This is a genomic window from Janthinobacterium agaricidamnosum NBRC 102515 = DSM 9628, assembly GCF_000723165.1.
Classification (GTDB): Bacteria; Pseudomonadota; Gammaproteobacteria; order Burkholderiales; family Burkholderiaceae_D; genus Janthinobacterium; species Janthinobacterium agaricidamnosum.
Genome location: NZ_HG322949.1, coordinates 5,602,929 through 5,615,596 on the forward strand (window position 1 = coordinate 5,602,929; position 12,668 = coordinate 5,615,596).

11 protein-coding genes are annotated in these 12,668 nt (G+C 63.9%); 6 read left to right on the forward strand and 5 right to left on the reverse strand.

What is annotated here, in order from left to right:
* Positions 1-17 precede the first annotated feature (17 nt).
* From GJA_RS24265 to GJA_RS24280, 4 genes are all read left to right on the forward strand, one after another.
* The gene (locus GJA_RS24265; protein ID WP_038497596.1) at positions 18-1,076 is read left to right on the forward strand and encodes a branched-chain amino acid ABC transporter permease; all 1,059 of its coding nucleotides are present in this window, start codon (positions 18-20) and stop codon (positions 1,074-1,076) included.
* A gap of 23 nt (positions 1,077-1,099) precedes the next feature.
* Positions 1,100-2,419 (forward strand): ABC transporter substrate-binding protein, encoded by a 1,320-nt coding sequence (locus tag GJA_RS24270; RefSeq protein WP_038497597.1) that lies wholly within the window; start codon positions 1,100-1,102, stop codon positions 2,417-2,419.
* Positions 2,416-3,234 carry an ABC transporter ATP-binding protein gene (locus GJA_RS24275; protein WP_038497598.1) on the forward strand — a complete coding sequence of 273 codons (819 nt, stop codon included), beginning with the start codon at positions 2,416-2,418 and terminating at the stop codon, positions 3,232-3,234. Before GJA_RS24270 ends, GJA_RS24275 begins: the two co-directional genes overlap by 4 nt.
* Before the next feature lie 184 nt (positions 3,235-3,418).
* A complete protein-coding gene (locus GJA_RS24280) occupies positions 3,419-4,000 on the forward strand; it encodes a hypoxanthine-guanine phosphoribosyltransferase (protein ID WP_038497599.1) in 582 nt (193 codons plus the stop codon).
* A 154-nt stretch (positions 4,001-4,154) separates the two neighbouring features.
* Here the strand turns inward: GJA_RS24280 and GJA_RS24285 are convergent, their stop codons facing one another.
* From GJA_RS24285 to GJA_RS24295, 3 genes are all read right to left on the reverse strand, one after another.
* Complete coding sequence (locus GJA_RS24285; protein ID WP_038497600.1) at positions 4,155-5,108, reverse strand: NAD(P)H-dependent flavin oxidoreductase; 954 nt, start codon at positions 5,106-5,108, stop codon at positions 4,155-4,157.
* 195 nt (positions 5,109-5,303) lie between these two features.
* Positions 5,304-6,218 carry an MBL fold metallo-hydrolase gene (locus GJA_RS24290; RefSeq protein WP_038497601.1) on the reverse strand — a complete coding sequence of 305 codons (915 nt, stop codon included), beginning with the start codon at positions 6,216-6,218 and terminating at the stop codon, positions 5,304-5,306.
* The gene (locus tag GJA_RS24295) at positions 6,215-6,439 is read right to left on the reverse strand and encodes a DUF1289 domain-containing protein (RefSeq protein WP_038497602.1); all 225 of its coding nucleotides are present in this window, start codon (positions 6,437-6,439) and stop codon (positions 6,215-6,217) included. The genes GJA_RS24290 and GJA_RS24295 overlap by 4 nt, the downstream gene beginning before the upstream one ends.
* A gap of 164 nt (positions 6,440-6,603) precedes the next feature.
* On the opposite strand from GJA_RS24295, the gene GJA_RS24300 reads away from it, so the two are divergent.
* Together GJA_RS24300 and GJA_RS24305 are read left to right on the forward strand one after the other, a co-directional pair.
* On the forward strand, positions 6,604-7,017 hold the full coding sequence (locus GJA_RS24300) for a CopG family transcriptional regulator (protein WP_038497603.1): 414 nt from the start codon (positions 6,604-6,606) through the stop codon (positions 7,015-7,017).
* Between the two features lie 61 nt (positions 7,018-7,078).
* Positions 7,079-8,320: an extracellular catalytic domain type 1 short-chain-length polyhydroxyalkanoate depolymerase gene (locus GJA_RS24305; RefSeq protein WP_242404619.1), complete on the forward strand. Its 1,242-nt coding sequence runs from the start codon at positions 7,079-7,081 to the stop codon at positions 8,318-8,320.
* 3 nt (positions 8,321-8,323) lie between these two features.
* Here the strand turns inward: GJA_RS24305 and GJA_RS24310 are convergent, their stop codons facing one another.
* Together GJA_RS24310 and GJA_RS24315 are read right to left on the reverse strand one after the other, a co-directional pair.
* Positions 8,324-9,469 carry a response regulator gene (locus GJA_RS24310; protein WP_038497604.1) on the reverse strand — a complete coding sequence of 382 codons (1,146 nt, stop codon included), beginning with the start codon at positions 9,467-9,469 and terminating at the stop codon, positions 8,324-8,326.
* A gap of 5 nt (positions 9,470-9,474) precedes the next feature.
* Positions 9,475-12,579 carry a response regulator gene (locus GJA_RS24315; RefSeq protein ID WP_038497605.1) on the reverse strand — a complete coding sequence of 1,035 codons (3,105 nt, stop codon included), beginning with the start codon at positions 12,577-12,579 and terminating at the stop codon, positions 9,475-9,477.
* Positions 12,580-12,668: the final 89 nt, after the last annotated feature.

Here is a 12,668-nt window from a genome sequence, read left to right on the forward strand (position 1 = left end):
GGACAAGGGGACAGACCATGTTTTATCGCGAAGCGGGACAATTCAAGACCAGCTACCAGAGCGACAGCCAGATCTTCCCGATCCGCCAGGACCGGGTGGTGCTGGCCGTCACGCTGGCCGTGGCGCTGCTGGTGCTGCCGTATTTCGGCTCGCCCTACCTGCTGTCGGCGATCATGATCCCGTTCCTGATCTTCGCGCTGGCGGCGCTGGGCCTGAACATCCTGACCGGTTACGCCGGCCAGCTGTCGCTCGGCAGCGCCGCCTTCATGGCGGTCGGCGCCTTCGCCTCGTATAACTTCATGGCCCGCCTGCCCGGCTTGCCGCTGCTGGCCGGGTTCATCCTCGGCGGCCTGTGCGCGGCGCTGGTCGGCATCGTTTTCGGCTTGCCGTCGCTGCGCATCCGGGGTTTTTACCTGGCCGCGTCGACGCTGGCCACGCAATTCTTCGTGCTCTGGTGCCTGACCAAGATTCCCTACCTGACCAATGACAGCGCGTCGGGCGTGATCACGGTGCAAAAGATGCGCATCCTCGGCTACCAGTTCGACACGCCGCACAGCAAATACATTTTGGTGCTGCTGATCGTGGCGGGCATGGCGCTGCTGGCCAAGAACCTGGTGCGCTGTACCGTCGGGCGTTCATGGATGGCGCTGCGCGACATGGACATGGCGGCTGAAGTGATCGGTTTCCGGCCGATGCGCACCAAGCTGCTGGCGTTCGCGGTCAGCTCGTTTTATTGCGGCGTGGCCGGCGCGCTGTACGCCTACGCCTACCTCGGCACCGTCGAGCCGGAAGCCTACAGCCTGGACCTGTCGTTCCGCATCCTGTTCATGATCATCATCGGCGGCGTCGGCTCGATACTCGGCTCCTTCCTCGGCGCGGCCTTCATCGTGCTGCTGCCGATCGCGCTGAACATGCTGGCGCACGCGGCAGGAGTGCCAGGCAGCATCGCGTCGAACCTGGAATTGATGGTGTTCGGCGCGCTGATCATCTTTTTCCTGATCGTCGAGCCCCACGGCCTGGCGCGCTTGTGGCAAATAACAAAGGAAAAACTGCGCTTGTGGCCCTTCCCGCATTAACAAGTAAGCAAGGAGAAGAGAAGATGACATTCATCAAATCGCTATTGCTGGGCGCGGCCTTCGGCAGCGCCGCCTTGACCGTGACCAGCACCGCCCACGCGCAGGCAAAAGACCAGTTCATCGCGCTGCCGTCCTACCGCGTCGGCCCGTACGCGGCCGGCGGTTCCGGCTTTTACGGCGGCATCGTCGATTACTTCAACCTGGTCAACCTGGCCGGCGGGGTCAACGGCGTCAAGATCAGCTGGGAAGAATGCGAAACCGAATACAACCCCTCGCGCGGCATCGAATGTTATGAACGCCTGAAAACCAGGCAAGGCGGCGCCACGCTGGTCGAGACGCTGTCGACCGGGGTCGCCTACGGCATCCTGGACCGGGTCGCGTCAGACAAGGTCCCGATGACGATGATCGGCTACGGCCGCTCGGACGCCGCCAACGGCAAGGTGTTCCCGTATGTGTTTCCGCTGATTTCCAGCTACTGGAGCCAGGCCGCCGCGATGATCAGCTACCTCGGCGACAAGCACGGCGGCATGCAGCAATTGAAGGGCAAGAAAATCGTCGACCTGTACCACGACTCCGCGTTCGGCAAGGAACCGCTGCCGGTGTTCGAAGCGCTGGCGGCGCAATATGGTTTCAGCCTGATCAAGATCCCGGTCGCGCCGCCGGGCAGCGAACAGCAGTCGCAATGGCTGCAAATCCGCCAGGCCAATCCCGACCATGTGATCCTGTGGGGCTGGGGCGTGATGAATTCGGTCGCCATCAAGACCGCCCAGCGCAACGGCTTCCCGCGCGAAAAAATGCTGGGCGTGTGGTGGGCCGGCTCCGAGGAAGACACGGTACCGTCGGGCGACGCCGCCAGGGGCTACAGCGCGATGAGCTTCAACACGCCGGGCAATTACCCGCTGCTCGAGCAGTTGCGCAGCAAGCTGTACGCCGCCGACAGGGGCAACCTGTCCGACCAGTCGCGCATCGGCTCGGTGTACCACATGCGCGGCATCAGCGCCGCCATATTGTGGGTCGAGGCGATGCGCACCGCGCAAGACAAGTTCGGCAAGGGCAAGCCGGTCACCGGAGAACAACTGCGCTGGGGCCTGGAAAACCTGAACGTCGATGCGGCGCGCCAGAAGGAGCTCGGTGCGGCCGGCATGTTCCCGCCGGTGAAAACCAGCTGCGACGACCATGAAGGTTCCGGCGCGGTCAAGGTGCAGCAGTGGGACGGCAAGCGATGGAACGCCGTCACGCCGCACTGGATCGTCGGCGACAAGGCGCTGGTGCGCAGGCTGGTCGATGCATCGTCGGGCAAGTACGCGGCCGAGAAAAAGATCGTGCCGGGCTGTCTGCCATGACTCAGATTCCCAGCGCGCCCGGCCTGTCAGTCAACAATATCGAAGTCATTTACGACCATGTGATCCTGGTCTTGAAGGGCGTGTCGCTGCAGGTGCCGCAGGGGAAAATCGTGGCCCTGCTGGGCGCCAACGGGGCCGGTAAATCGACCACCTTGAAAGCCATTTCGACGCTGCTGCGCGGCGAACGGGGCGACGTCACCAAGGGCGAAATCCGCTTCAACGGCGAACGGGTCGACCAGTTGACGCCGAATCAGCTGGTGCGGCGCGGCCTGTCGCAGGTGATGGAGGGCCGCCACTGTTTCGGCCACCTGAGCATCGAGGAAAACCTGCTCACCGGCGCCTATACGCGCAGCCTGTCGCGGGCCGGCTTGTCCGATGCGCTGGAACAGGTGTACCACTATTTTCCGCGCCTCAAAACGCGCCGCGCCAGCCAGGCCGGCTACACTTCGGGCGGCGAACAGCAGATGTGCGCGATCGGCCGCGCGCTGATGGCCAAGCCGTCGATGATCTTGCTGGACGAACCGTCGATGGGCATCGCGCCGCAAATCGTCGACGAGATTTTCGGCATCGTCAAGGACTTGAACCAGCAGGAAAACGTGTCCTTCCTGCTGGCCGAACAAAACACCAGCATCGCGCTGCGCCACGCCGACTTTGGCTATATCCTGGAAAACGGCAGGGTCGTGATGGAAGGCGAGGCCAGCGAACTGGCCGGCAATGAAGACGTCAAGGAGTTCTACCTCGGCCTGGCCGGCGCCGGCCGCAAGAGCTTTCGCGACATGAAATTCTACCGCCGCCGCAAACGCTGGCTGGCTTGAGTTTGCCGGCCTGAGCAAAAAGCTGCAGCGCGAGATTGCACAAACCGGCACGGCGGCATGACTCTTCATTGCGAAGCCGGACGGCGATCCGTCACGGCCTGCCGGACCATCGGCGATATCCGCGATGACGGCCAGCCCCATTTTGCGGGATAATGTCGGCATTCATCATCAGCCACCAGACATCATGCAAGAGTTTCATCACCAGCGAGCCCGCGCGCTGTTAAAAAATGCGGAATTGATTTTCGATCAACACGACGTGCAAACCGCGGTGACGCGCATGGCCGACGTGCTGAACACGCGCTATAACGCCGACGGCTGCGAAGAGTTCCCGCTGGTGCTGGGCGTGATGGGCGGCGCGGTGGTCTTCACCGGCAGCCTGCTGCCGCAACTGAGCTTCCCGCTGGAATTCGACTACATCCACGTCAGCCGCTACGGCGACGACGACAAGGGCGGCGAAGTGGTGTGGAAAGTGATCCCGCGCTCGAACGTGGCCGGCCGCACCGTCATCGTGCTGGACGACATCCTGGACGAAGGCGAAACGCTGGCGCACGTCAAGCAGCGCCTGCTCGACATGGGCGCGGCGGAAGTGATTTTGGCGGTGTTCGCCGACAAGGCCATCGGAAAATCGAAGCCCGTGCAAGCCGACATCGTCGGCCTGACCATCCCGAACCGCTTCGTGGTCGGTTTCGGCATGGATGCGTATGGCTACTGGCGTAATTTGCCGGGATTATGGGCCATCAGCCCGGAAGACTTGAAGCAGAATTAAGCACCCTGAACAGCCGGCGGCTCTCTCAGGTCGGCCAGCTGTTTGAATCACTGGCGTAGCTTGGATTAGCCCGCGGGGCGTAATCCAACAAGCGCCGCCATCGGCTCAACGTCGGATTACGCTGCGCTAATCCGACCTACACGACTTTTTTACTTTACAGGCTCAGGCGCGCCCGCGCCGCGTCGTATTCCTGCTTCAAACGGGCCACCATGTCGGCCACGCTCGGCACGTCGTTCATCAAGCCCACGCCCTGGCCGGCGCCCCAGATGTCGCGCCACGCCTTGGCGCTGCCGGAGCCGAAATTCATCGAGCTCTTGTCCGCTTCCGGCAACGCGTCCGGGTTCAATCCCGCCGCGATGATCGATTTCTTCAGGTAATTGCCGTGCACGCCGGTGAACAGGTTGGTGTAGACGATGTCCGACGCGGCCGATTCGACGATGGCGTCGCGGTAGCCGTCGCTGACGTTCGATTCCCGGGTCGCCAGCCAGCGCGAGCCGATGTAGGCGAAGTCGGCGCCCATCGCCTGCGCCGCCAGGATGGCGTCGCCGGTGGCAATCGAGCCGGACAGCGCCAGCGGACCGTTGAAGAATTTGCGCACTTCGCCGACCAGCGCGAACGGCGACAGCGTGCCGGCATGGCCGCCGGCGCCGGCCGCCACCAGGATCAGGCCGTCGACGCCGGCTTCCAGCGATTTTTCCGCATGGCGGATCGATACCACGTCGTGCAGCACGATGCCGCCGTAGCCGTGGATCGCATCCAGCATCTCTTTCGGCGGCGCGCGCAGCGACGAAATAATGATGGGCACCTTGTGTTCGACGCACACCGCGACGTCATGCGCCAGGCGGTCGTTCGACTGGTGCACGATCTGGTTGACGGCGATCGGGCCGACCTTGGCGTGCGGATGCGCGGCCTGGTAGGCGGCCAGTTCGGCTTGCAGGTCGGTCAGCCAGGTATCGAGCAATGCGGCCGGCCGCGCATTGAGCGCCGGGAAGGAGCCGACGATGCCGGCCTTGCATTGAGCCGCCACCAAGGCCGGGCCGCTGGCGATGAACAGCGGCGAGCCGATAACGGGAAGGGATAGGTTTTGCAACGCAATTGGCAATGCCATGGCGGACTCGCTGATATGAATTGATCGGAAAGACGTGAACCGATTATAAGACGAAAAAAGTACGAACGTGCGAAATTGGCGCGACAAACGCCCGCTGCTTGTAGAGCCAGGCTTCTATTCCAGTGCTTGCATCCGGGCGCGCCGCGTGCGCACGATGGGGAAATATTAATTTTTACATATCGCCGGCAGCGGCATTTACGCCGGCTCGTTGATCAGGTAAGCGCCGTCGATGCGCGCCGCGCCGGCCTTGATCAATTGCCGCACCGCCCATGCGGCCAGCTCGGCGCGCGGCTGGCGCAGCAGGCGCCGGTTCGATGCGCGCAGTACCGGTATCGCATCGAGCAAGTCCGGCAGTTCGGCCAGTGCGATGCGGCGCCGCTCCAGCAGCAGGAATTTCAGCAGCACCTTGACCGCGTTCTGCGCGTTGCGCAGCGGCTCGGACGACAGATAATCGAGCCGCGAAAAGGCCCGCTTCAATGCCCCATCGACAGCGCCGAACGGCGCGCCGTGGCCCGGTATCGCCAGTTCCGCATCCAGCCCGGCGATCAATTCCAGCGTCGCGCGCGCCTCCGCAAAACCGGATTCGCCGTCGAGTTCCGGGAAGATCACGCCAAAGCCGTTTTCCCACAGCGCGTCGCCCGAAATCAGCAGACGCTCCTGCGGACAGTAAAAAATCAGCGCATGCGGATCGTGGCCGGGCGCGCCCAGCACTTGCCATTCCAGCTCGCCGAGGATCAGCACGTCGCCCGGCGCGATGGTCGCATCGCACACAAAACGCTGGCATTGCTGGCCGGTGGCCTTGAAGCTGAGCGCGTCGGTATCCCAGCAGCGCACCTTGTCCGCCTCGGCCGCCGGGATCGCCGTGCGGCAGCCGTAATGGGCCTGCAAGATGGCGTTGCCGCCGCAATGGTCGGAATGCAGATGGGTGTTGAACAGGCGGTCCAGCGGCCGTCCCTGCAAGGCGGCCTGCACCAGCGCCAGCGTTTGCGGCGCGTGGCTGGCGTAACCGCTGTCGATCAGCGCAGTGTCGCCGCGCCCGCTCAGCAAGATGTTATTCGACGACAGCCAGCCACGCTGGAAGACCTGTAGCGTGGCCGGCAGCGGCTTCATGAATCGAAGTCGATCAGCGCTTCGCGGCCCGGCAACTCGGCCCACACGGCGCGCTTGAAGTCGTCGTCGGCCTTGCTCCACGCGATGATTTCATCGAGCGTGCGCATGCAGCCTTCGCACAGGCCGCTGTCGCGGTTCATCTTGCACAGGCTGACGCAGGGCGACGGCACCGGCGCGGCCAGTTCAGCCGCGGCGCGGGTAGGAATGGTTAGTGCAGGCATTATCAAGCGCTATCGCAAACAGGGTAAAGCTCCATTATGCCGCGAATCGGCGTGACCGGCTGCAACAGGATTGTGCTTGACTTCAGCAGAGACAAGCTTATACTACCATCCATACAGATGGCAAATGGATGCCGCATGGAGTATATGGAGATGATCGGACAGTTATGGCCAAGCAAGAAATCAAACTGAAAGTCAGCGAATCGGAAAAAATCACGATCAACCTGGGCTTGATCGACCTGGGCCAGATCGATTTGCTGGTGCAAGAGGGATTTTATTCAAACCGGACGGATCTGATCCGTACCGCGATACGCAACCAGTTGAATACGCATGCCGACGTGGTCAAACAAACCGTGGCCCGCAAAAGCCTGGTATTGGGCATGCAGCATTATTCCCGCACGGACCTGGAAGCGATCCAGGCCAGCGGAGAGCGCCTGCAAATCCAGGTACTGGGACTGGCCAGCATCGCCAGCGACGTCTCGGTGGAACTGGCGCTGGCGACGATTGAATCGATTTTCGTACTAGGAGCCTTGCATGCAAGCGCGGTCGTCAAAGCCGCCTTGGCAGGACGAATTCACTAGCGCTTTGCAAATAGCGGCACACCTGCCCGCCAAAGCGCGACACTGTTGAAGAAAGATAGCCATGAAACTACCTCCAGACATGTTTGCGCAAATGCGCGAAGCCGCCCGCAACCTGATGGGCAAAGGCCCGGCCGCCACCACCACCGCGATCCAGCAGGCGCTGGGCGGCCTGGGCGCGGCCCAGCCGGCGGCGCCTGCCGCACACGAGAAAACGCTGCACGACACGATGCATGATATAAACCCGCCGCCGCCGACGACGAAAGCAAAAGCCGCGCCGCAGCCGCAAGCTCAATCGGCCGCGCCACAAACGGCGCAGGAAAAAGTCCAGGATTTCATCGCGCGGCTCGGCATGCCCGGCAACCTGGAACAATTAAGCAAGCTGGGCCAGGGTTTCGAGCTGCCCGGCATGAAGGCGCCCGGCGCGGCCACGCCCGCGCCGCCGCTGCCGGAAGGCGCGCAATTCATCAGCGGCTCGTACCAGAATCAGGCCGGCACGCGCGCCTACAAGCTGTACATCCCCAGCAGCTACCATGGCCAGGCGATGCCGCTGGTGGTGATGCTGCACGGCTGCACCCAGAACCCGGACGACTTCGCCGCCGGCACCCAGATGAATGCGCTGGCCGAGGAAAAGCAGTGTTTCGTGGTCTATCCGGCGCAAGCCAAAAGCGCCAATCAAATGCAATGCTGGAACTGGTTCAATGCGCTCGACCAGCAGCGCGGCCAGGGCGAACCGTCTATCATCGCCGGCATCGCCCAGCAAATCATCGAGCAATATCCGGTCAACCAACGGCAGGTGTATGTGGCCGGACTGTCGGCCGGCGGCGCGATGGCGGTGATCGCCGGCACGCTGTATCCGGAACTGTTCGCGGCGGTCGGCGTGCATTCGGGCTTGCCGTTCGCGGCGGCCCAGGATTTGCCGTCGGCGCTGGCGGCGATGAAAAGCGGCGCGGCGGCGCCTGCCCGGAAACTGCCGGGCGGCGGCGTGCCGATCATCGTGTTCCATGGCGACCGCGACAGCACCGTCAGTCCGCGCAACGGCGATGAATTGATGGCCCAGGGTTTGCGCAACCAGGCCGGCGGCAAGCAGGCGGCGGCGGCGGTCGATGCGGGCAGCGTGCCGAATGGCCACAGCTACACGCGCACCACCCACAGCCAGGCCGACGGCACGCCGCTCGGCGAATACTGGGTGATCCACGGCGCCGGCCACGCGTGGTCGGGCGGCAGCGACAGCGGCAGCTACACCGACGGCAAGGGACCGGACGCCAGCCGCGAAATGATGCGCTTCTTTAAGACGGTCAGTTGATGCTCAGTTGAGCGAGGCGTCGATTCTGTCGCGCTGCTGCTGCATTTCCCGGTCGCCGTCGGCGTAGCGTTGGGCGATCGCGACAAATTCATGCTGGATTTGCAGGAAGGCGTCCACCAGGTCGGCGTCGAAATGGGTGCCGCGTCCGGCGGCGATGATGGCCGCCGCCTCGTCGTGCGGCAAGCCGTCCTTGTAGATGCGCCGGCTGATCAGCGCGTCATAGACGTCGGCCAGCGCCATCAGGCGCGCCGATATCGGGATCGCCTCGCCGGCCAGGCCCTGCGGATAACCGCTGCCATCCCATTTTTCATGGTGGCTGTAGGCGATTTCCTTGGCATATTTGAGGAAGCCCACTTCCACGCCCAGTTCATGTTCGGCCGCCAGGATCGCGTCGCGGCCCTTGGTGGTGTGGGTTTTCATGATTTCCATCTCGTGCGGCTCGAAACGGCCCGGCTTGAGCAAGATGTGGTCGGGAATGCCGACTTTGCCGATGTCGTGCAGCGGCGCGGTCTTGAACAGCAGTTCGATATTCTTGTCGGTCAAAAAATCGCTGAAGCGGGGATGGTGGCGCACCTTTTGCGCCAGCGCCCGCACATAATAGGAAGTGCGGCGGATATGGTTGCCGGTTTCGCTGTCGCGCGTTTCGGCCAGCGACGCCATCGCGTGGATCGTCACGTCCTGCAGCGCCGCGACTTCGCGCACGCGGCGTTCGACTTCGCTTTCCAGGAAGTGGTTTTGGTCGCGCAGGAAATCCTGCACCCGTTTCATCGCCAGCTGCGTCTTGATGCGCGCCAGCACGATGGGCGCCGAAATCGGCTTGGTGATGTAATCGACCGCGCCCAGCGCCAGCCCGAGCTGTTCGTCGGCCACCTCGCTCATCGCGGTGACGAAGATCACCGGGATATCGCGGGTGGCCGGATGCGCTTTCAGCGCGCGGCACACGTCGTAGCCGCTCATGCCGGGCATCATAATGTCGAGCAAGATCAAGTCCGGCTGGTCGTCGCCGCTGGCGATCTTCAGCGCCCGCTCGCCATTGACGGCGATCTTGGTGCGGTAATCGTCTTCCAGCACCGCGCGCAACAAATCGATATTGTCGGGCGTGTCGTCGACCACCAGGATGGTCGGCTTGGTTTGATTGATTGGGTTCATGACATTCATGTTCGTCCTTGACTGACATTGTCGATCTGCAGGGCGGTCGCGACGGCGTCCAGCTCGGCCAGCGCGCCTTCAAAATCATACTGCCCCAGCAAGCGCCGCAACTGGCGCGCATGGCCGGCCTGGCCGGCGGCGGCCAGCAGCGGTCCGATATGCTCCAGGTGCCTGACGGCTTCGGCGTCGTCCTGCGCCAGCAACTGCGACAGGCCGCGCAAGCCGCTGCTCAGCGCCGTCAGGTCGAGCGGCTCCAGGGTAGCCGGGGCGGTAGCCGGAGCGGTAGCCGGGGCGGCCGGCTGCGCTTGGATGGCCAGCGCGATTGCCGGCAGCAAGCATTCCAGTTCAGCGGCGACAGCGGCCTTGCCCCGCACCAGGCCATCGGCGGCGCCCACGTCAAGGCTCAGCAACTGCTCCAGCCGCGCCGCGCTGTCGGCCAGCGCGGCGGCGCCGATATTGCCGGCCAGCCCTTTCAAGGTGTGCGCTGCGCGGATCGCGCCGGTCATGTCGCCGCCGGCGATGGCCGCCTCGATCCGCTGCATGACGTCGAACTGGGTGTCGACAAAACGGCCCAGCAATGTGCGCATCAAGCCGACATTGCCGCCGACCCGGCGCAGCGCCGGCGCCATCTGCAGGCCGGCGATGGCCGGCAGGCTGGCCTCCCGCCCCGGCAGCGCAGCGGCAGCGGGGACGGCTGGCGGCGGCGGATGCTTCGACCTGACCCAGCGCGCCAGCGTGGTAAACAATTGCGCCACGTCGATCGGCTTGGCGATGAAATCGTTCATGCCGGCGTCCAGGCATTTTTCCTTGTCGCCGACCATCGCGTTGGCGGTCATGGCGATCACCGGCAAGCTGGAAAAGCGCGTGTCCTGGCGCAGCTTGCGGGTCGCCTGGTAACCGTCCATGACCGGCATCTGGCAATCCATCAGCACGCCGTCGTAATCGTTTTCGGCGATCCTGGCCAGCGCCACCGCGCCATTGGCGGCGATATCGACATGCACCCCGGCGCCGCCGAGGATGTGCTGCGCCACTTCCTGGTTCACCTCATTATCCTCGACCAGCAGCAGGCGCGCGCCGCGCACCGCCTGCTCGGCCGCCTTGTAATCGGTGTGGCGGCGCGCCTTGCGGCCCTGCTTCAAGTCCTTGCCGAATACCGCGGCGATGCTGTCCAGCAGCGACGAGGCGCTGACCGGCTTGTTCAGGATCGCCGCCAGCGGCATGCCCTCGGCCGCTTCCAGCAGCGCCTCGCGGCTGTAGGCGCTGACCATGATGCAGGCCGGCGCGGCCGTTCCAGCTGCGCCAGCGGCGGCGCGGATCGCGGTAAGCGCCTGCAAGCCATCCATGCCGGGCATTTTCCAATCCATCAGCAGCAAGCCGTAAGGCCGGCCTTCGGCAAGCGCGCGCGCCACCGCGGCCACCGCCAGCGAACCGCTGTCGACCGCCTGCGCCGCGATGCCGTGCGCGGCCAGCATGTGCAGCAAGATGTCGCGCGCGCTGGGATTGTCGTCGGCCACCAGCACCCGCAAGCCGGCCATTTCAGGCGCCGCCAGCGCCAAGGTCGAGACCGAGACGTCGCGCGGCACCGCCGCCAGGCCGAAGCGGGCGGTGAAAAAGAAGGTGCTGCCGACGCCCGCTTCGCTTTCCAGGCCGATCTCGCCATCCATCATTTCCACCAGCCGCTTGCTGATCGTCAGTCCCAGCCCGGTGCCGCCATGGTGGCGGGTGGTCGACGTGTCGGCCTGGGTGAAGGCCTGGAACAGCTTGCCGCGCTGGACCGGCGTCAGGCCGATGCCGGTGTCGCGCACCTCGATCCGCAGCCACGCGGCGTTCTGTTCCGGCTGCTGATCCAGCAGCCGGATGCTGAGCACGATCTCGCCTTTTTCCGTGAACTTGATGGCGTTGTTGGTCAGGTTGATCATCACCTGGCCCAGGCGCAGCGGGTCGCCCTGCAAGACGTTCGGCACATCCGGCGCGATATCGAACAGCAGTTCCAGGCCCTTGTCCTGGGCCCGCATCACCGACAGGTCGGCGATTTGCGCCAGCACGTCTTCCAGGTAAAAATCGACCCGTTCGAAGGTCATCTTGCCGGCTTCGATTTTCGAGAAATCGAGGATGTCGTCGATGATGCCGAGCAGGCTTTTCGACGCCGACTCGACCTTTTCGAGGTAATTCCTCTGCTTCGGCGTCAACTCGGTCTGCAGCGCCAGATGGGTCATGCCGATGATGCCGTTCATCGGCGTGCGGATCTCGTGCGACATATTGGCCAGGAAGTCGGACTTCATCTTGGTCGCGTCTTCGGCCACCTCGACCGCGTGGCGCAAGTCCTGCTCCACCGACAGGCTGGTGCTCATGTTTTTCAGCGCCTGCATCAATTCCCCCGTTTCATCGCGCGAATTGACTTCGATTACCGAGCTGAGGTCGCCCTTGGCCACCCGCGTGGCGATCGCGATGGCCTGGTCGAGCGGACGGGTGATCGAGCGTGCCGAGACCGCGAACGCGATGCCGATCAGCACCGCGGCCACGCCGATGCAGCTCATCAGCACCAGCGATGCGCCGATGTCGGCGCGCGCGCCGGCCGAACTGGCCAGCATCTGGCGCTGCTGCGCGTCGTCGAGCCGCCAGATCCGTTCCAGCAGCAGGTCCAGCGCCGGCAAGGCCAGCGTGATCATTTTTTGTTCGGCGCTATCGCGCTGGCCGGCTTCGGCCAGTCCCGCCACCGCACCGATGGCGGCGTAATAATCGTCGCGCGCCTGCTCCAGTTGCTCGACCAGTGCCCGCGCCGGCGGCGCCACGTCGAGCACATGCAGTTTATTCAGCTCGCTATCGATGCCGCGCTTGATGATGTCGATGCGCGCCAGGCTGGCGGCGCGCTCGGCCGGCTGGTGCTGGATCAGCATCGCCAGCGCCCGCGTGGCCGCTTCGCGCGACTGGCTGCCGATGCTGTTGATCGCGGCGGACGCGCTCCAGTCGTGCCGCAGTATGTAATCGCTTTCGGCGCGGATCGCGTACATCCGGCTCACCGCCACCAGGATCACCGCCATCATCAGCATGATCAGGATGGCGTAACTGGCGTTGATACGCACGCTGATACGGATATCCCTAATGCGCATAATGATTCCTATCTGTAACTCAAGACAGGAGTCTTATCTAAAAAAGCAATATTGCCAAGAATTTTCTGGCATTAGCGGATGGTTGACGA